Genomic DNA, 18728 nt, shown 5'->3' on the forward strand with positions numbered 1-18728 from the left:
TCCCGCAGCCGTGACACCATCGGAGGTGATGTCGATCCCCGGTCCCGCATGAGCGCGGTCAGCTACCAGGCCGCGTCGATCCCCCTCCGCCTGGCCAGCGCCGGCATGGTCGTCGCCCTCCCCGTCCTCGCCGTCGAGCGTCTCGGCGACGTCGCGCTCGGCGGCGCCCTGACCGGAGCGGCGCTCTTCCCCGCCGTGATCGCCGCGCCGCTGGTCGGCACGGTGCTCGACCGGGTCCGCCGCCCCCGCCGGCTCCTGGTCGGCGCCGCGCTCACGACCGCCGTCGCCTTCGCGGTCGCCGCCTTCCTCGGCGAGGTGCCGACGCCGCTCATCGTGCTGCTGCTGCTCCTCGCGGGGCTCGCGACGCCCGTCTACATGGGCGGCATGTCGAGCTTCGTCACGAGCGCCATCCCGGAGCCGCGCCGCGCCTACGCGCAGGACTCGCTCTCGTACACGGTCGCCTCGATCAGCGGGCCGGCGATCGTGGGCCTCGCGGTCGGAGTCGGGGGAGCGCGGACCGCGATGCTCGCCATGGCGGTCCTCGCCCTCATCGGCGTCGTCGGGTCGCTCGGCCTGGCGATGGAGGCTCGTCCGGCGCCGACCGTCGGCGTGCTGCGGACGATCGTCGCGGGCGTCACCCACCTCGTGCGGCACCGTCCGATCGCGGTGGTCACCTCGGCGGGCACGCTCAGCCAGGTCGCGGGCGGAGCGGCGGGAGTCGCGGCGATCAGCCTCTCGGTGGAGCGGCTGGGCAGCACCGACGCCGCCGCGTGGATCCTGACCGCCTTCGCCGTGGGCGGCCTGCTCGGCGCCCTCGCCGTGGCGGCTCGCCGCTGGACCCGCCGTCCGCCGGCGTGGACCATGGGCGCCGCCTACATCGCGACCGGCGCCGTCCTCCTGGTCGCCGTCCCCGACCTGGGCGTCGTCGTGGCGATCGCCGCCTTCGCGGTCGCGGGCGTCTTCACGGCCCCCTCGAACGCGGCGATGCTGCTGCTGCGCGACCAGGAGAGCCCCGCCGCCGTCCGCTCGCAGGTGTTCACGATCGGCGCGGGGCTGCGCTCCGCCGCCGCGGCCGTCGGCGCCGTGCTGGCGGGAGCGGCGTCCGGCCTCGGAGCCTCCTGGCTCGTCGCGGGGATCGCCGTGGTCTGGATCGGCTCCGGCCTGCTCCTGCGCCTGTTCCCCGCGCGCGACCGCGACTGACCCGAGCCGCGCGCGGAGCGCTCGGCGGGACCGGCACCACCGCGCGCGGGGATCGCGATCAGGCCGCGACGCCCGCCAGCGTGCCCGTGCTCGGCCCGTTCGGGTCGGTGATCATGCAGTTGATCGTGCGGTCGCCCGTGCCCCAGCTCTCGGCGGTCGGGTAGTAGTAGCTGAAGTCGTACGCCGAGTCCTGGTAGCCGATCCCGGTGAACGACTCGAACGCCGTGACGCAGTCGGTCTCGGCCTGCTCCGTCGCGACGGACTCGCCCGGGTACTCGTCGGCATCGGCCATCGTCAGGTTCTGGAACACCTCGTAGACGTGCGGGTCGGTGCAGGGCACGGTCGGCACGTCGGTGACCTCGGTCGCCTCCTCGCTGAGCTCGCCGTTCAGGCAGTCGCCCACGCGCAGCTGGAAGACGTCGGTCGTCCCGCCCTCGGTGATCTCCCCGGTCTCGTCGTCGCGGGTCTCGCCTCCCATCAGGCCGTTCAGGCCCGAGCAGCCGGTCAGGCCGAGGGCGAGGGCCGCGCCGGCGGCCAGGACGAGGGCGGTTCTGCGGCGGTTCATGGCGACTCCCGGGATCAGCGGTACGGAGGTGTTCCTGTGACGACTCCCAGGCTAGAGGTGCAGGGCATCCGTCCCGAGGGGGATGCACCCGATCCGGATCTCCACTTTCCGGAGTAGCGGACGCTCAGCCCGGTCCGGTCGAATGGGGTCATGGCTCAGAAGACGGTCGCAGACCAGCTCATCGCTCAGCTCATCGACGCCGGCGTCTCCCGCATCTACGGGATCGTCGGCGACTCGCTGAATCCGATCGTCGACGCGGTGCGCCGCAGCGGCGGCTCCGAGAAGGGAGGCATCGACTGGATCCACGTGCGCAACGAGGAGGCGGCCGCCTTCGCCGCCGGCGCGGAGGCGCAGCTCACCGGGCGCCTCGCCGTCTGCGCCGGCAGCTGCGGCCCCGGCAACCTGCACCTGATCAACGGCCTCTACGACGCGCACCGCTCCTCCGCCCCGGTGCTCGCCATCGCGAGCCACATCCCGAGCAACGAGATCGGCTCGTCCTACTTCCAGGAGACGCACCCGGACAGGCTCTTCGTCGAGTGCTCGAACTACCGCGAGCTGATCTCGACCGCCGCCCAGGCCCCGCGGGTCGTCAACGCCGCGATGCGCAGCGCGGTGGCGCTCCGCGGAGTCGCCGTGGTCACCCTCCCCGGCGACATCGCCGAGCTGGAGGCGGTGGACGGCTTCCCCGCGTTCGTGCTGCCGTCGACGCCCGTCCTGGTCCCCGCCGACGCCGACGTCCGCGCCCTCGCGGCCGCGATCGACCAGGCGCGGACCGTCGCGATCTTCGCGGGCGCCGGAGTGCAGAACGCGCACGACGAGGTCGTCGCCTTCGCCGAGCTGGTGGGCGCGCCCGTCGGGCACAGCCTGCGCGGCAAGGAGTGGATCCAGTACGACAACCCCTACGACGTCGGCATGACGGGCCTCCTCGGCTACGGAGCGGCGCACGCCGGCATTCACGACGCCGATCTGCTCCTCCTCCTCGGCACCGACTTCCCCTACGAGCAGTTCCTCCCCGACGCCTCGAAGGTGGTGATCGCTCAGGTCGACAGCGACGCCTCGAAGCTCGGTCGCCGCGTCAGCGTCGCGCACCCCGTCCACGGCGACGTGGCGGCGACCCTCACCGCGCTGACCCCGCTCGTGCAGCGGAAGGACCACCGCTTCCTCGACAAGACGCTGAAGAAGCACGAGAAGCTGGTCACCGGAGTCGTCGGGAAGTACACCGAGGTCGGCACGCGCAGCCCGATCCACCCCGAGCTCGTCGCGTCCACGCTCGACGGCCTGCTCTCCGAGGACGCGATCGTCACCGCCGACACCGGCATGGGCAACGTCTGGCAGGCCCGCTACATCACCCCCAACGGGAAGCGGCGCCTGCTCGGCTCGTACATGCACGGCTCGATGGCGAACGCGCTGCCGCAGGCGGTCGGCGCGCAGCTCTCGCACCCGGGGCGCCAGGTCGTCTCGCTGAGCGGCGACGGCGGGCTCTCGATGCTGATGGGCGAGCTGGTCACGGTCGCCGCCTACCGGCTGCCCGTGACGATCGTCGTGTTCAACAACTCCACGCTCGGGCTGGTGAAGGTCGAGATGCTGGTCGACGGCTTCCCGGACTTCGCTGTCGACGTGCCGATGGTCGACTACGCGAAGGTGGCGGAGGCGATCGGCATCCGCGGCATCCGCGTCGAGGACCCGCGCGACGTGGAGGAGGCCTTCCGCTCGGCTCTCGCCGACGGCGGCCCGGTCCTCGTCGACGTGGTGACGGATCCGCTCGCCCTCTCGCTCCCACCCACGATCACGGGCGCGCAGGTGAAGGGCTTCGCGCTGGCGGTCTCGAAGATCGTGATGAACGGAGGAGCGGGCGAGGCCGTCGCGCTGGCCCGCACCAACATCAAGCACGCCCTCCGATGATCGACGCCCGGGCGCTCGCGAGCGGCACCTGGTTCGTCCGGGGCTCCTCGCTGCCGCTCTGGCGCTCGCGGTCGGGGGTGGCGATCACGTACGCGCCGCTCCCGACCGGCGGGATCGGCGACGTCGTCAGCTGGCGCGGCCGCACGCGCTCGCACTACGTGGTCGGCATCGACATCCCCGACCCGCACGATCCGTCCGGCTTCCGCTGGCGCGGCGTCGAGCCGCTGACTCTCCTCGCCCGCAGCCGCTGGTCGTTCGTCGCCGCCGACGAGGAGGCGGGCTGGGCGCTCACCCGCTTCGCCCGGACACCGTTCACGCCCGCCGGCGTCGACGTGTACGTCCGCGAGCCGCACCCGGCCCGCGGCGTCCTCGCGGCGGCGCTCGCCGCGTGCGCCGCCGACCCGCGCACGTCCGCGCTGCGCCCGCGCCTCTTCGAGGTCGCGCCCTGACTCCTGAGCGCGCGCCCTCCCGTGAGGCGTCACGAACGGTCGTCACCCTGCCCGGATGACGACCGTTCGTGACGCCTCGGCGGTCGTCGATGCGGAGCCCGGTCGGCGAGTGCTCGTCGCAGGCGCTCGACGGAGCGCTCGGGGTGGGGGACGAACTCGGCGCCGACGATGCGGACGACGCGGACCCCGATCGAGGCGAGGTCGTCGTAGCGGCCGAGCGCGCGCGAAGCGCCGGTTGCTGGTGCGATGATCGTCGCCCTCGTACTCCCACGCGACCCGCTCCGCGGGGTACCAGCCGTCCGGCCGCCCGACGAAGACCCCGTCGGAGTCGAACAGCGGCTCCTGCAGCACCGGCTCCGGGAGCCCCGCCCGCATGGACGCGAGCCGGAACCGCGACTCCTGCCGCGACTCCGCCCCGTCGCGCACCAGAGCGAGCGCGGCGCGGAGTCGCACCGAGCCCCGACCGCGGAAGGCCGACACGCGCTCCCGCAGGTCGGGCAGCGGCACCCAGGGCCGTTGATCCGCCGGATCGCCGACGACCGGCGTGCGCACCAGCGCGTCGCCCACCGCGACGAGGTCGTCCGGCTCGAGGAGCGCGGAGAGATGGCAGAAGAGCGAGGCCGGATCGGTGAGGGGGAGTCCGCGGCGGAGGACACAGCGGACGTCGGGATCGGCGAGGGCGTGGCCGACGACGTTCCGGTGCCGGGGAGCGCGTCCCGGCCGGCGGACGCTGACGTGCACCGGCTCGTCCGCAGCGGCGGGCGGGAGGTCGAGCGGCCAGAGCCGCGCCGCCGTCACGTGGCTCAGGAGCGCCTCCGGACCGACCAGCGCGAGGAGCGCCTCCGCGCGCAGGCGCAGGTCGGGGTCGGGGTCGGCGGTGCGGACGCCGTGGAAGGGCCGGTGGAGGTCGGAGCTGCGGAGCCGCCCGCGGCTCAGACCGCTCGCGCGAGCGTCAGCGACGGTGAAGGCGCGGCCGCGGAGTCCGATCGGAAGCGGCGAGGGATCGTGCATCCGGCCACTGTCCCGCCTCCCGATCCTCGTGAACCGGTTCTCCACAGGTCGGATCCGCCGCCCACCCCGCTCGACCGCGTCCATGCGTCACGAACGGCCGCCATCCCGCTCGGATGACGACCGTTCGCGACCCCTCAGCGAGCTGGTGCGCGCAGGTGCGGGCGCGTCACTCGCCGAGCGTGATCGCCTGCGCCTCGACGAACTCGGGCTCGGGCTCGTGGGCGTCGGCGCGAGCCAGGGTGCGGCGTCCGAGCAGCACGATCAGCGCGGCGACGGCGACGGCTCCGGCCGCGGCGTACATCGGGAAGGCCGGCGAGATCGCCGCGGCCAGGGCGGAGGCGGCGGGCGGGGCGATCGCGCCGCCGAGGAAGCGGACGCCGGAGTAGGCGGACGAGGCGACGGAGCGGGGCAGGTCGGTCGCCTCCATCACGCACTCGGTGAGCACCGTGTTGACGACTCCGAGCAGCAGGCCGCCGACGATGATGCAGACGATCAGGCCGACACGGGACGAGATCACGAGGCCGCCGGCGATCAGGTCGAGCGCGAGCAGCAGCAGCACCGAGCGCAGCACGACGGTGCGCGGGAGGCGCCGGGTGAGCAGCGGAGCGACGAACACGGAGGTGATCGCCACGCCCAGGCCCCAGCCGAAGAACGTGAAGCCGAGGCCCATCTCGTCCAGCCCGAGCGGGTAGGGCGTGTAGGCGAGCAGCACGAAGAAGCCGATGTTGTAGAACAGGGCGGCGCCCGCCAGCGTGCGGATGGCCGGGACCTTGAGGGCGGCGAAGGGCGCCGAGAGCGGAGTCGGAGAGGGCTTGGGGCCGTCCTCGCGCAGGAGCGTCGCGATGGCGATGAAGCCGACGGCCATCAGCACGGCGGTCCCGAAGAACGGGCCGCGCCACGAGACGCTGCCGAGGAGCCCGCCGAGCAGCGGGCCGATGGCGATGCCGATGCCCAGCGCGGCCTCGTAGAGCACGATCGCCGCGGAGGAGCCTCCGCTCGCCGCGCCGACGATGGTCGACAGGGCGGTCGAGATGAACAGCGCGTTGCCGAAGCCCCAGCCCGCGCGGAAGCCGATGACGCCCTCGACGCTGCCCGCCGTGCCGGCGAGCGCGGCGAACACCACGATCAGCACCAGGCCGATCATGAGGGTCTTCTTGGCGCCGATGCGGCTGGAGAGCCAGCTGGTGAAGAACATCACGACGCCGGTGATGACGAGGTAGCTCGTGAAGAGCAGCGAGGTCTCGGTCGGAGTCGCCTGCAGGCTCTCGGCGATGGCCGGGAGGATCGGGTCGACCAGGCCGATCCCCATGAAGGCGATCACCGCGGCGAAGGCGACGGCCCAGACGGCCAGCGGCTGCTTCAGGATCGAGCCCTGGGCGGGCGAGTGGGGGGAGGTGGTCACGGCGTGGAGCCTTTCTCGGGGGAGGAGGGGACGGGGGTGCCGGCGATGCGGGCGACGCGGGCCTCGACGAGGGTCGCGGCGCGCTCGAGGGCGAGGCGGTCGTCCTCGTCGAGGCCCGCGAACAGCGGGGCGAGGGCGGCCTCGAGGCGGAGCCGGTGCTCGGCGAGGGCGTCGAAGCCGGCGGGAGTGCCCTCGATCAGCCAGGCGCGGCCGTCGCCGGCGTCGTGGACGCGGCGGATCCAGCCGGCCTCGTCGAGACGGGCGATGATGCCGGTCATCGTCGGCTGGGTGACGCGGACCCGCTCGGCGAGCTCGCCGAGGCGGGAGGGGGAGGCGGTGCGCAGCTCGGCGAGCGTCGACCAGACGGCTCCGGACTGCGCGCCGAGCCCGGTCGCGCCGCTCGCCCGGCCCGCGAACCGCGTGAGGGCGGTGGCGGCGGAGGCGAGACGCACGGGGGCACTGGGATCGGGCACGAGAAACAATATAGCACGCCTATGTAGTTCGGTGGAGGGCGCTTCGAGTCCACCCTCCATCGGGCGCACTCACTGACGTTCTCCTCCGCTTCTGTGACAGGATCGTCCGTATTCGCGCGTCCACTCCCGCGATCACCGATGGAAAGAGAAGTCATGTCCCCCAGCGAGCACGACGTCGTCGTGATCGGAGCCGGTGCCACCGGACTCACCGCGGCGCTCCGGCTGCAGCAGCACGGCCTCGACGTCGTCGTCGTCGAGGCGCGCGAGCGCGTGGGCGGGCGGCTCGAGACCCGCGTGGTCGACGGGCAGCTCCTCGAGCTCGGCGGCCAGTGGGTCTCGCCGGACCAGACGGCGCTCCTCGAGACCCTCGACGAGCTCGGCCTCGGCACCTACTCCCGCTACCGCGAGGGCGAGAGCGTCTACATCGGCGCCGACGGCTCCGCTCGCCGCTTCACCGGCGACATCTTCCCGGGGAGCGAGCGCACCGAGTCCGAGATCTCCCGCCTGATCGAGGTGCTCGACCGCCTCGTCGCCGAGACGGACCCGGCGGCGCCGTGGACGCATCCGCTCGCCCGCGACTACGACCGCGTCACCTTAGCCGCCTGGCTGGAGCAGCAGAGCGACGACGAGGAGGCGCGGGCCAACATCGCCCTCTTCCTCGCCGACGCCATGCTCACCAAGCCGGCGCACGCCTTCTCCCTCCTCCAGGCGCTCCTCATGGCCGCGAGCGCGGGGAGCTTCAGCAACCTGGTCGACGCCGACTTCATCCTCGACAAGCGCGTGATCGGCGGCCTCCAGCAGGTCCCGGAGCGGCTCGCCGAGCGCCTCGGCGCCGAGCGCGTCCTGCTCGGGCACCCGGTCCGCTCCGTCCGCTACGGCGACGACGGGGTCGAGGTGCGCGCCGACGGCGTCGTCCTCCGCGCCCGCCGCGCGATCGTCGCCGTGCCGCCGAACCTCGTCGGCCGCATCTCGTTCGACCCGCCGCTCCCGCGCCTGCGGCAGCAGGCCCTGCAGCACCAGTCGCTCGGCCTCGTGATCAAGGTGCACGCCACCTACGCCACGCCCTTCTGGCGCGCCGACGGCCTCTCCGGCACCGCGTTCAGCCCGCACTCGCTCGTCCACGAGGCCTACGACAACTCGAACCACGGGGAGGAGCGCGGCACCCTGGTCGGCTTCGTCTCGGACGAGAAGGCCGACCGCGTGCTCGCGCTCGACGAGGCGGAGCGGAAGGCCGCGATCCTCGACTCGCTCGCCGCCTACTTCGGCCCGGCCGCACTCGATCCGGTCGTCTACTACGAGAGCGACTGGGCGTCCGAGGAGTGGACGCAGGGCGCGTACGCCGCGAGCTTCGACCTGGGCGGGCTGACCCGGTACGGCGCGCTGCAGCTGGAGCCGGTGGGTCCGCTCCGCTTCGGCACGAGCGACCTCGCCGCCGAGGGCTACCAGCACGTCGACGGCGCCATCCGCGTCGGCAGGCGCCTGGCACAGGAGATCATCGACGAGGACGGCGCGACCGCACCGGCCCCCCAGCGCGAAGGAGCACAGCCCGCATGAGCACCCACTACGCCGTGATCGACCCGGCCACGGGGGAGACCCTCCGCGAGTACCCGACCCTCGGCGACGCCGAGCTGACCGTGGCGATCGGCTCGGCGCAGGACGCGTACTCCTCGTGGTCGCGGACCGTGCCCGTCGCGACCCGCGCGGCGCTGATCGCCCGCGTGGCAGAGCTGCACGTCGAGCGCGCCGACGAGCTCGCGGCGATCATCGTCCGCGAGATGGGCAAGCCGCTCGACCAGGCGCAGGGCGAGGTCGGCTTCGCCGCCGACATCTACCGCTACTACGCCGAGAACGGCGAGGCCTTCCTCGCCGACGAGCCGATCGAGCTCGCCGAGGGCACCGGCTCCGCGCTGATCCGCCGCGCCGGGCTGGGCGTGCTGCTGGGCATCATGCCGTGGAACTTCCCCTACTACCAGGTGGCCCGCTTCGCCGGCCCGAACGTGGTCGCGGGCAACACGATCCTGCTCAAGCACGCGCCGCAGTGCCCGGAGTCGGCCGCCGCCATCGCCGACATGTTCCGCACCGCGGCCGAGGAGCTGGGCGCGCCCGCCGGCGTCTACGTGAACCTCTACGCCACGAACGAGCAGGCCGCGACCGTCATCGCCGACCCCCGGGTCCAGGGCGTCTCCGTCACCGGCTCCGAGCGGGCCGGCGCGGCCGTCGCGGAGCTCGCGGGCCGACACCTCAAGAAGGTCGTGCTCGAGCTCGGCGGCTCCGACCCGTTCGTGCTCCTGTCGACCGACGACCTCGACAAGGCGGTCGAGGACGCGGTCGCCGCGCGCCTGGACAACAACGGCCAGTCCTGCAACGCCGCGAAGCGCTTCATCGTGATCGACGAGCTGTACGACGCGTTCGCCGAGAAGTTCACGGAGGCGTTCACCCGCGCCCAGCCGGCCGATCCGTTCGCGGAGGGCACCCTCCTCGGCCCGCTCTCCTCCTCCGCCGCGACGGAGCGCCTCGAGGCGCAGCTGGCGGCCGCGCGCGAGCAGGGGGCCACCGTCCGCGCCAGCGGCGAGGTGACCGGCAACTTCTTCCCGCCCGCCGTGCTCGAGGGCGTCACGCCCGAGATGGACGCCTACCGCGAGGAGTTCTTCGGCCCCGTCGCCGCGCTCTACCGCGTCCGCGACGAGGACGAGGCGATCGCCCTCGCGAACGACACCCCCTACGGCCTCGGCTCCTACCTCTACACGACCGACCAGGAGCAGGCGCTGCGCCTGGCGGACCGGATCGACGCGGGCATGGTCTGGATCAACCTCGTCCTCGGCGACGCGGCCGAGCTGCCCTTCGGCGGCGTGAAGCGCTCGGGCACCGGCCGCGAGATGGGCCGCCCCGCCCTCGAGGAGTTCGTGAACAAGAAGCTCATCCGCATCGCGTGAGACGGGTGCGGGCCGGGCCCCGGAGTGGATCCGGAGCCCGGCCCGCAGCCGCTCGGCCTGCGCCCGCTCACTTCTTCGTCAGCGACGACTCCTTGTGCGCGGCCTTCGCGTCGGTCTTGTCGCTCTGCACGATCCAGTAGGGCTCGTCGTCCGAGGCGTTGAACTTCTGCCCCTCGAACTGGAACTCCTTCGTCTTCTTCTCGACCAGCTCGCCGTGGGTCTCGCCCTGCGAGGTGTTCCAGCTGATCTTGTCGCCCTTCTTCACGAGGCGGCTCCTCTCTCTCGGTCGCGCCGGAGCGCGGTGGTCCCCTCGCGCGGGAGCGCGATGGTGGTGGTGACGTCGACGATCGCCGGAGCGGCGGGCGCCGACGAGAAGCCGAACCGCACGGGCGGCGAGAGCGGGCGCAGCGGGCCGAGGTCCTCCTCCGCCAGCACCGCGTGGACGCCCTCGACGCGGCGGATCGCCCGCACGCCGTAGTACTCGCGGCGTCCGTGCCCTGCCGACCCGGCCGTGCTCACCCCGCGGACGAGCAGGGAGGCGACCGGCGAGATCGCGGTCAGCCATGCCGGGTGCTCGGCGAGCGGTCGCGGAACGATCCGCAGCAGCCGGCCGAGCGCAGTGAGACCGCCGAGCTCCAGTCGCACCGCGAGCGGTCCGGCCGCGACGGACAGGCCGCCCGCGATCCTCCGCCACGACACCGGCGCGATCCGCACCTCGTCGAACGCGTACGTCGACCCGATGAAGTCCGCGACCTCGCGGGTCGGTGCGATCAGGAGGCGGTGGCCGTCGCCGTCCTCGACCATCGCGTCGGCGAACGGGCCGAAGGGGGTGTCCTCCCAGAGGCCCAGCACGATCCTCGTGCCCGAGGACGTGCCGAACCCCGCGATGCGCCCGCCGAAGCGGAGGAGCCGCGGGGTCCGGCCGGTCATCAGGAGGCCGAGCGCAGCAGCGTGAACGAGCCGTCGCGGACGATCAGCGTGGTGACCTCGCCCTCGACGACCTGCTCCGGGTCGCTGGAGGCGGCCAGCGTCCACTCGGCGCCGGGCGCCTCGGGAACGGTGAACTCGACGCCGTTCTCCGCCGCGTTCAGCAGCAGGGCGAAGCTCGCGCTGCCCTCGTGCTCGAACACGAAGGTGATCGAGCGGGCGTCGGGGTTGTCCCAGTCCTCGTCGGCGAAGCCCTGCGCGTCGGAGCGGAGGATGTCGACCATGTCGGGGCCGCCGTCGCCGGGGGCGCGGCGGAACCACTTCGGGCGCAGCGCCGGCTCCGCGGCGCGGAGGGCGATCAGCTCGCGGGTGAAGGCGAGCAGCTCGCGGTCCGCGTTCTCCCAGTCGAACCACGAGATCTCGTCGTCCTGGCAGTAGGCGTTGTTGTTGCCGCCCTGCGTGCGGGCGATCTCGTCGCCGCCCAGGATCATCGGCACGCCGGCCGAGAGCAGCAGCGTCGCGAGGAAGTTGCGGCGCATGCGGTCGCGGCGCTCGTTGACCGCCTCGTTCTCGGTCGGGCCCTCGGCGCCGTTGTTGGAGGAGCGGTTGTCGCTCTCGCCGTCGTTGTTGTCCTCGCCGTTGGCTGCGTTGTGCTTGCGCGAGTAGGCGGTGAGGTCGGCGAGGGTGAAGCCGTCGTGCGCGGTGACGAAGTTGATGCTGGAGACCGGCGAGCGGCGGTCGGCCTCGTACACGTCGGGGGAGCCGAGGACGCGCTGCGCGGTCGTGCCGAGCACCGAGTCGGCGCCGTTCCAGAAGTCGCGCACGTCGTCGCGGAACTTCCCGTTCCACTCCGACCAGTCCGCGGGGAAGCCGCCGACCTGGTAGCCGGCGGTATCCCACGGCTCGGCGATCATCTTGACGGGCGCGAGCACCGGGTCCTGCGCGATCAGGTCGAGGAAGGCGCTGTGCACCTCGGCCTCGCCGGTCTGACGGGTGAGGGTGGTGGCGAGGTCGAAGCGGAAGCCGTCGATGTGCATCTCGGTCACCCAGTAGCGCAGGGAGTCCATGATCAGGCCGAGCGCGGCGGGGTGCGCGACGTTGAGGCTGTTGCCGGTGCCGGTGGTGTCGAAGTAGTTCGCGCGGTCCTCCTCCACCAGGCGGTAGTAGGAGCCGTTGTCGATGCCCTTGAACGAGAGGGTGGGGCCCTTGTCGTTGCCCTCGGCGGTGTGGTTGTAGACCACGTCGAGGATGACCTCGAGGCCGGCCTCGTGGAACGCCTTGACCATGGCCTTGAACTCGTCGACCTGCGAGCCGTCGTCGCCGGCGTGGGAGTACTCGTTGTGCGGCGCGAAGAAGCCGAGGGAGTTGTAGCCCCAGTAGTTGCGCAGGCCCTTCTCCTCGAGGTGCGAGTCCTGCACGAACTGGTGCACGGGGAGCAGCTCGACCGAGGTCACGCCCAGGTCGGTGAAGTGCTTGATCGCGGCGGGGTGCGCGAGGCCGCGGTAGGTGCCGCGGATGTCCTCGGGCACGTCGGGGTGCAGCTTCGTGAAGCCCTTCACGTGCACCTCGTAGACGACGGTCTCCTCGAGCGGGATGCGCGGCGCGGTGTCGCCGCTCCAGTCGAAGGAGTCGGGGTCGGTGACGACGCAGCGGGGGACCGCGTGCGCGGAGTCGGCGTCGTTGCGGGTGTCGGCGTCCTCGTAGAACTGGCCGAAGACGTCCTCGGACCAGGTGTACGAGCCCTCGATCGCGGTGGCGTGCGGGTCGAGGAGGAGCTTGGCGGCGTTGTGGCGGAGGCCGTTGGCGGGGTCCCAGGGGCCGTCGACGCGCAGCCCGTAGCGGGTGCCGATGCCCATCTCGGGGACGAGGCCGTGGAAGACGTGGCCGGTCCGCTCGGTGAGGGCGACGCGGGTCTCTGCTCCGGACTCGTCGAAGAGGCAGACCTCGACGCTGTCCGCGGTCTCGGAGTAGACGGCGACGTCGGCGCCGGCGTCGCCGCGGAGGGAGACGCCGAGGGGATACGGGAAGGAACGGGGGGATGCGGGCATGCGTCCATCCTGACCGGGCGGCTCCGGGAGCTTCGCGCCCTTGTCGCCGCGCCCGCCTCCCGCTAATCTTCCAGGCCCTCCCTTCGACACGGCGCCCTCCGCGGGCATATAGTCAGCTGGCTTACTAAATCGTCGGAGGAGAGCGTCGTGCGCAACCGCAAGTGGATCGGGCTGGTCGTCATCAGCCTCGGAGTGGCGACGATCATCGTCGACTCGACCATCGTCAACGTCGCCATCCCGTCGATCGTCGCCGATCTCGGGATCACCTCGACCCAGGTGCAGTGGGTGCAGGAGTCGTACACGCTCGTGTTCGCCGCGCTCCTGCTCGTCTTCGGCACCCTCGCGGACCGCTGGGGCCGGCGCCGCATGCTGATCGTCGGCGTCTCGCTCTTCGCGCTCTCCTCCGTCGCGGCGGCCCTCGCTCCGACCGGCGACCTGCTGATCCTCTCCCGGGTCGTGCAGGGCGTCGGAGGAGCGATGGTGCTGCCGACGACCCTCTCGCTGATCAACGCCACCTTCCGCGGGCGCGAGCGCGCCATCGCCTTCGCCGTCTGGGGCTCGACCATCGGCGGCATGACCGCGGTCGGCCCGCTGCTCGGCGGCTGGCTCACCACCGACTTCTCCTGGCGCTGGGCGTTCGGCATCAACATCCCGCTCGGCGTGATCATCGTGGTCGGAGCGCTGCTGTTCGTCGACGAGTCGCGGCAGCCCGACGGGCGGCGGGTCGACCTCGTCGGCGCCGCGCTCTCGATCATCGCCTCCGCCTCCCTGGTGTTCGCCCTGATCGAGGGGCGCACCCTCGGCTGGTGGGGTGTCGACGAGCGCCTGAGCGTCGGCGGCTGGAGCTGGCCGCTCGGCCTCTCGCCGGTCCCGATCGCGTTCGCCGTCGCGGTGCTCGCCGGGGTCGCCTTCGTCCTCTGGGCGCGGGCCCGCGAGCGCGCCGGGCGCTCGGCGATGCTCGCGATCGGGCTCTTCAGCCTCGCCTCGTTCCGCAACGGCAACCTCGCCGCGATGATCGTCTCGCTCGGTGAGTTCGGGATCATCCTGGCGCTGCCGATCTGGCTCCAGAGCGTCCTCGGCTACACGGCCGTGCAGACCGGCCTGGTGCTCCTCGCGCTCGCGCTCGGCTCCTTCGTCGCCTCGGGCTTCGCCGGCGCCTTCGGAAACAGGGTCGCGCCGGTGCTGATCGTGCGGGTGGGCCTCGCGGCCGAGATCGTCGGCGTCGCGGGCATCGGCCTGGTCGTCTCCGACTCCACTCCGTGGTGGGCCCTCGTCCCGTTCCTCGCCGTCTACGGCTTCGGCGTCGGCCTCGCGACGGCGCAGCTGACCGGGGTCGTGCTCCGGGACGTGCCCGTCGAGCTCAGCGGGCAGGGCTCGGGCACGCAGTCGACCGCGCGGCAGATCGGCTCGGCGCTGGGCATCGCCGTGCTCGGGACGATCCTCTACACCTCGACCGCGGGGGTCCTCACGACCTCGCTCGAGCAGCAGGGCCTCCCCGCGGAGCAGGTCGCGAGCACCGTCGACGCGGTGGTCGACTCCTCCGGCGCCGCGATCGCCGGGCTGGCCGCCTCACCGGACACCGCCGACGCTGCCCGGGCGGCGGGCGAGGCGTTCTCGGACGGCACCCGCTACGCGGCCTTCGCCGCCGCCGGGTTCCTCGCCGTCGGCTTCCTGGCCACGCTCTCGCTCGGCCGCCCGGCAGAGGAGGAGGAGCCGGAGGTCAGCTCAGCGGAGCCGAGTCGTCGGCGGTGAAGACGATCTTGCCGATCGTGCGGTCGGCGCCGGTCGCTCGGCGCGACAGCACGTCGACGACGTCGCCCAGCGGATGCACGGCGCCCGGCCGGGGCCGCAGCTCGCCGGAGGTGGCGAGCGAGACCGCGCGCCCGATCCGCTCCGCCGTCGCCACCACGATCATGTTGCGCACCCGCGGGCGGTCGCGGCGGACGAGGCCCGTCGCCTGCGAGACCAGCGCCGGACCGCTCGGCACCAGCGTCGCGATGCGCCCGCCCTCGGCCAGGAGGATCGCCGCGTCGTCGACCGGCAGGTGGCCGGAGACGTCGACGACCACGTCGAAGCGGCCGCCCAGCACCCCGAGGTCGAGCGCGCGGTAGTCGTGCGGCTCGGCGCCGAGCGAGCGGAGCAGGTCGGCGGAGGCGGCCGAGCCGGTGGCCGCGACCGTGCAGCCCGCCCGCACCAGCAGCTGGATCGTCGGATCGCCGATGGCTCCCGAGCCGCCGCTGACGAGGACGCGCTCGCCGGCGCGCACGTGCAGTGCGTCCACCAGGCCCACCGCGGTGCCGCCCGACATCGCGAGCGTGACGGCCTCGACGAAGCCGAGGGAGTCGGGCATCGGGACGAGCGAGCGGCTGCGCGCGATGGACGCACCGGCGAAGGCGTCGCCGTCGCGGGTCATCCCCACCACGCGGTCGCCGATCGCGACCGAGTGCGACCCCGGGCCGAGCGCCTCGACGGTGCCGGCGATGTCGAGGCCGAACCCGTAGGGACGGGAGCGGCCGACGGCCATGATCCGCGCGGAGCCGGACAGGATCTTCTCGTCGGTCGCGTTGATGCTCGCCGCGCGCGTGCGCACCAGGACCTCGCCGCGACCCGGCATCGGCACCGGCGCCTCCCGCCACGAGAGCAGATCGGGCCCGCCGAACCTGTCGTACCCGAGTCGTCGCATGTCGCTCCCGTCGTCCGTGCCAGCCCCCCGAGCCTAGGGCGTGGCCGCTGAGCGGAGGCGTCGCGGGAGCCCGGCGGAACCCCCTCCGGTACCCGCGGGCCCGGTGCTACCGTGGCGGCCATGAGCGCAGACGACAGTCCCGAGTTCGCAGGCTTCGAGGGCACCCCCTCCACCGATGCGGAGAAGGCCGACGACGTCCGCCCCGCCGACGCCGAGGTCGAGGAGAACACGACGGCCGACGAGAGCCGCGACCCGGACCACGGCTACGACCCGATGAGCGAGAGCGGCTCCGAGAACGCCCCCGAGGACGAGGTCGGCCCCCGCGAGGACGAGGAGGGCCTGCTTCCCCCCGGCAGCACCGCCGAGGGAGCCGGCACCGCGCTCGGCGCCGACGCCGTCGAGGGCGGCGAGCCCCTGGGAGAGAACGCGAGCGCCGGCACCCCCGGCCAGCTCGCCGACGAGCGCTGGCGCACCAACGGCATCAACCCGCTGGGTTGAGCCTTCTCCCGCGGCGGTCCCCGCCCGCCGCGGCGCAGTCGGCTACTCGGGATGGCCGGGCGGGTGGAGCGTCCTGCGTCCAGCTACGACGGAACGCTGACACGCGTTCCGCCGGTTCGCCTCGCGGACACAGCGGCGGTGGACGCCCGGTCGCGCGGGCCATCGACTCCTCCATCCACGGCCACGGCGGTGCGCCGTGAGGCGAACCGTCGAAACGCGTTCCAGCGTTTCGGCGTAGCCGGTCGCGACACGCTCCACCTGCCAGGCCGTCTGCGGGAGCCGACCGCGCCGCGGCGGGCGGGGACCGCCGCGGGAACGAACACCGCCTGAGGCGAACCGTCGAAACGCGTTCCAGCGTTTCGGCGTAGCCGGTCGCGACACGCTCCACCTGCCCGGCCGTTTGCGGGAGCCGACCGCGCCGCGGCGGGCCGGGACCGCCGCGGGAGTGAACACCGCCTGAGGCGAACCGTCGAAACGCGTTCCAGCGTTTCGGCGTAGCCGGACGCGACCCGCTCCACCTGCCCGGCCACTCCTGGGAGCCGACCGCGCCGCGGCGGGCGGGGACCGCCGCGCAACAAACACAGCTGGCGTTCCGGTTGCTCGGAGGAGGAGCAGGGGTGGGCGCCGTAGCGTTCCGGGAGCGCGGCACGCCGGTCGCGCGGACGGGGAGTCCCATGTCGTTGTTCCTGAACCGCATTCGTGAGGTCCGATGGACCGAGGACGAGAGGCGGGCGCTGGCCGAGGCGGTGGCGGAGGACCGGGCCGACGCCTGGCGCGGAGTGGGTGCGCTGGATCGCACCGTCGTCGTCTCGACCGAGGATCCCGGCGTCCGCGGCGGCGCGCGCTGGCCCACCGATCACCGTGCGTTCCTGCGCGTCGACCGCGGCGCCTCCGTGGTGCTCGCGACCGACGGGCTGAGCGATCCCTTCGACCGGCTCGCGCATCCCGGCACCGGTCTCGGCCTCGAGCTGTGCCTCGAGACGTCCGCCGTCCGCGGCGTCCCCACCGCCGAGCTCTGGAACCACTGGCACTTCCGCCTGCTGTACGAGGCCGCCCGACGGGCCGCCCTGCAGGGGGTGTGCTGCCGCAGCTCCCTCGACACGGCGCGGCTCGCGAACGTCGCGGCGCCGCCCGCCTGGACCGATGAGCAGGGCACCGTCGGCGTCCTCCTGGGCCTGCGCAGCTCCGGCCTGCCCGAGCGGCTCGACCTGGCGACCGGTCACGCCGACCTGGTCACCCTCACGCCGCTGCGGCCGCAGGAGCACGCCCGGGCGTCGGTCGACGCGGGCGCCCGTGCCGAGATCGCCGAGCGCCTCCGGGCCCTGCCGCACGAGGAGCTCGTGCACACGGCCCGGCCGCTCGTGGTCTGAGGAGCGTCGCGGCTCAGGAGCCCTCGGCCGGCTCCGGCACCACGGTCATCTCGCCGGTGTTGTTCGCGCTCGCGATGAACTGCTCGATCCACAGGCGGTTCAGCGACGGCCGCTTGCTGCCGTGGAACCGGAAGTGCAGCGGAGTCGTCGGGCGCACCCAGACGGAGCTGCGGCCGTAGCCGGACGACTCCGGCTCGCTCCAGGAGAGGCTGAACGACTCGTTCCGCCGCATCTTGGTGAACATCGCGACCTTGAGGTGCGCGAGGAGCCGGTCCTCGAAGTCGATCTCGAGTGATTGCGGTCCGTAGATCAGTCGTCCCATTGTCTCCGCCGTGAAGTGGTGCCGACGCGCCGGAGTCCCGGACGGCGTCGCGGGCTCCGTGAGCTCGGGAGCCGCCACGGAGAGGATACCGATCCTGCGGCCCGGAGGGGTGACACGGGTTCCGCCTCCGCCGGCCGGGGGCGGAATCACCCCGTCAACGACGGACGCCCCGCCGACCGGATCCGGGGATCCTGGTCGACGGGGCGTCGGAAGTCGGAGATTACTCGCCGACGCCGCGGATGTTCGCGGCCTGCGGGCCCTTGCGGCCCTGCTCGACGTCGTACTCGACGTGCTGGTTCTCGACGAGCTCGCGGTAGCCCTGCTTCGCGATGGCGGAGAAGTGCGCGAACACGTCGGCGCCTCCGTCGTCGGGAGCGATGAAGCCGAAGCCCTTTTCGGAGTTGAACCACTTAACGGTGCCAGTAGGCATTTCTTTTCCTTATGTGTTAATGACGCCGACCGGGGCCGGCGTCGTCAGAGTCCGCACGAGTGTGCGGTACCCGCTCGACTCGGCTTCCGCGGGTGAAACACGCGTCGGCCGGAGTCGTCCGGGTCGTCTAGGGGCTGAGCTCGCGCCTCCGGGGGAGGGCGGCTCTGCGGGGGAGAACGTCCCGCGCACCGGGCGAGCCGGTGGAGCGGGGGTCGAACGAGGAACGGCGCGGCTTCCGCGGCGTCCTGTGAAGGGCGGTACCCGCGTGCGAGGCGGGCGTTCGAACCGGAGGACCGAGGACGATGCTCTCGGTCGATGCGGTCTCTATCAGGGGCTGAGTCTCTTCGTCGTCGTGCGACTTCTCAGCCGTGGAATTCGGGCGATCGCCCAGGAGATGACTCGACTCTACGGGATCACGGCCCCCGCCGCGCTCGCGGCGATCACGAGCAGCCAGGAGAGACCGCTCACCCAGGTCGCGGACCGGGCGTCGAGGGACCAGAGGTACGAGATCAGTC

General features: G+C 72.9%; 18 protein-coding genes. 8 read left to right on the forward strand and 10 right to left on the reverse strand.

The window, feature by feature from the left end; translation table 11 throughout:
• Positions 1–48 precede the first annotated feature (48 nt).
• Positions 49–1200 carry an MFS transporter gene (locus C5C82_RS12115; protein WP_104257981.1) on the forward strand — a complete coding sequence of 384 codons (1152 nt, stop codon included), beginning with the start codon at positions 49–51 and terminating at the stop codon, positions 1198–1200.
• A 58-nt stretch (positions 1201–1258) separates the two neighbouring features.
• Here C5C82_RS12115 and C5C82_RS12120 read toward each other — a convergent pair whose 3' ends face one another.
• Entirely contained in the window at positions 1259–1765 is a 507-nt protein-coding gene (locus tag C5C82_RS12120) for a septum formation family protein (protein WP_104226088.1), read from the reverse strand.
• A 150-nt stretch (positions 1766–1915) separates the two neighbouring features.
• Here C5C82_RS12120 and C5C82_RS12125 point away from each other — a divergent pair, with 150 nt between their 5' ends.
• Positions 1916–3667, forward strand: a complete 1752-nt coding sequence (locus C5C82_RS12125; RefSeq protein ID WP_104295215.1) for a pyruvate dehydrogenase — start codon at positions 1916–1918, stop codon at positions 3665–3667.
• Complete coding sequence (locus C5C82_RS12130; RefSeq protein WP_104249952.1) at positions 3664–4116, forward strand: hypothetical protein; 453 nt, start codon at positions 3664–3666, stop codon at positions 4114–4116. Before C5C82_RS12125 ends, C5C82_RS12130 begins: the two co-directional genes overlap by 4 nt.
• A 42-nt stretch (positions 4117–4158) precedes the next feature.
• Here the strand turns inward: C5C82_RS12130 and C5C82_RS12135 are convergent, their stop codons facing one another.
• The 3 genes from C5C82_RS12135 to C5C82_RS12145 all read right to left on the reverse strand — a co-directional run bounded on the left by C5C82_RS12135 (position 4159) and on the right by C5C82_RS12145 (position 7002).
• Positions 4159–5127: a hypothetical protein gene (locus C5C82_RS12135; RefSeq protein ID WP_104355149.1), complete on the reverse strand. Its 969-nt coding sequence runs from the start codon at positions 5125–5127 to the stop codon at positions 4159–4161.
• 166 nt (positions 5128–5293) lie between these two features.
• A complete protein-coding gene (locus C5C82_RS12140; protein WP_104295217.1) occupies positions 5294–6529 on the reverse strand; it encodes an MFS transporter in 1236 nt (411 codons plus the stop codon).
• The gene (locus C5C82_RS12145) at positions 6526–7002 is read right to left on the reverse strand and encodes a MarR family winged helix-turn-helix transcriptional regulator (RefSeq protein WP_181072760.1); all 477 of its coding nucleotides are present in this window, start codon (positions 7000–7002) and stop codon (positions 6526–6528) included. The genes C5C82_RS12140 and C5C82_RS12145 overlap by 4 nt, the downstream gene beginning before the upstream one ends.
• A gap of 153 nt (positions 7003–7155) precedes the next feature.
• On the opposite strand from C5C82_RS12145, the gene C5C82_RS12150 reads away from it, so the two are divergent.
• Both C5C82_RS12150 and C5C82_RS12155 read left to right on the forward strand, forming a co-directional pair.
• Positions 7156–8556, forward strand: a complete 1401-nt coding sequence (locus C5C82_RS12150; protein ID WP_104355150.1) for an NAD(P)/FAD-dependent oxidoreductase — start codon at positions 7156–7158, stop codon at positions 8554–8556.
• On the forward strand, positions 8553–9935 hold the full coding sequence (locus C5C82_RS12155; RefSeq protein WP_104355151.1) for an NAD-dependent succinate-semialdehyde dehydrogenase: 1383 nt from the start codon (positions 8553–8555) through the stop codon (positions 9933–9935). The genes C5C82_RS12150 and C5C82_RS12155 overlap by 4 nt, the downstream gene beginning before the upstream one ends.
• Before the next feature lie 67 nt (positions 9936–10002).
• On the opposite strand, the gene C5C82_RS12160 is transcribed toward C5C82_RS12155, so the two are convergent.
• Genes C5C82_RS12160 through glgX form a run of 3 tightly spaced genes read right to left on the reverse strand, consistent with a single transcriptional unit; the run spans position 10003 to position 12910 of the window.
• Positions 10003–10200, reverse strand: a complete 198-nt coding sequence (locus C5C82_RS12160) for a DUF2945 domain-containing protein (protein WP_056866275.1) — start codon at positions 10198–10200, stop codon at positions 10003–10005.
• Entirely contained in the window at positions 10197–10865 is a 669-nt protein-coding gene (locus tag C5C82_RS12165) for a hypothetical protein (RefSeq protein WP_104233046.1), read from the reverse strand. Before C5C82_RS12165 ends, C5C82_RS12160 begins: the two co-directional genes overlap by 4 nt.
• On the reverse strand, positions 10865–12910 hold the full coding sequence (gene glgX / locus C5C82_RS12170; protein ID WP_104355152.1) for a glycogen debranching protein GlgX: 2046 nt from the start codon (positions 12908–12910) through the stop codon (positions 10865–10867). The genes C5C82_RS12165 and glgX overlap by 1 nt, the downstream gene beginning before the upstream one ends.
• Positions 12911–13057: 147 nt before the next feature.
• Between glgX and C5C82_RS12175 the strand changes: the two genes are divergently transcribed.
• Entirely contained in the window at positions 13058–14662 is a 1605-nt protein-coding gene (locus tag C5C82_RS12175) for a DHA2 family efflux MFS transporter permease subunit (RefSeq protein ID WP_104355153.1), read from the forward strand.
• Here C5C82_RS12175 and C5C82_RS12180 read toward each other — a convergent pair.
• The gene (locus C5C82_RS12180; RefSeq protein ID WP_104295223.1) at positions 14631–15593 is read right to left on the reverse strand and encodes an NADP-dependent oxidoreductase; all 963 of its coding nucleotides are present in this window, start codon (positions 15591–15593) and stop codon (positions 14631–14633) included. The genes C5C82_RS12175 and C5C82_RS12180 overlap by 32 nt on opposite strands.
• A gap of 120 nt (positions 15594–15713) precedes the next feature.
• On the opposite strand from C5C82_RS12180, the gene C5C82_RS12185 reads away from it, so the two are divergent.
• On the forward strand, positions 15714–16091 hold the full coding sequence (locus tag C5C82_RS12185; RefSeq protein ID WP_146083687.1) for a hypothetical protein: 378 nt from the start codon (positions 15714–15716) through the stop codon (positions 16089–16091).
• Between the two features lie 674 nt (positions 16092–16765).
• Positions 16766–17461 (forward strand): hypothetical protein, encoded by a 696-nt coding sequence (locus C5C82_RS12190; protein WP_104355154.1) that lies wholly within the window; start codon positions 16766–16768, stop codon positions 17459–17461.
• Between the two features lie 13 nt (positions 17462–17474).
• On the opposite strand, the gene C5C82_RS12195 is transcribed toward C5C82_RS12190, so the two are convergent.
• The gene (locus C5C82_RS12195; protein WP_104355155.1) at positions 17475–17783 is read right to left on the reverse strand and encodes a hypothetical protein; all 309 of its coding nucleotides are present in this window, start codon (positions 17781–17783) and stop codon (positions 17475–17477) included.
• A gap of 220 nt (positions 17784–18003) precedes the next feature.
• Positions 18004–18213, reverse strand: a complete 210-nt coding sequence (locus C5C82_RS12200; protein ID WP_055786246.1) for a cold-shock protein — start codon at positions 18211–18213, stop codon at positions 18004–18006.
• Positions 18214–18728: the final 515 nt, after the last annotated feature.

The organism is Rathayibacter sp. AY1D5 (assembly GCF_002932515.1).
In the GTDB taxonomy this organism is placed as follows: domain Bacteria; phylum Actinomycetota; class Actinomycetes; order Actinomycetales; family Microbacteriaceae; genus Rathayibacter.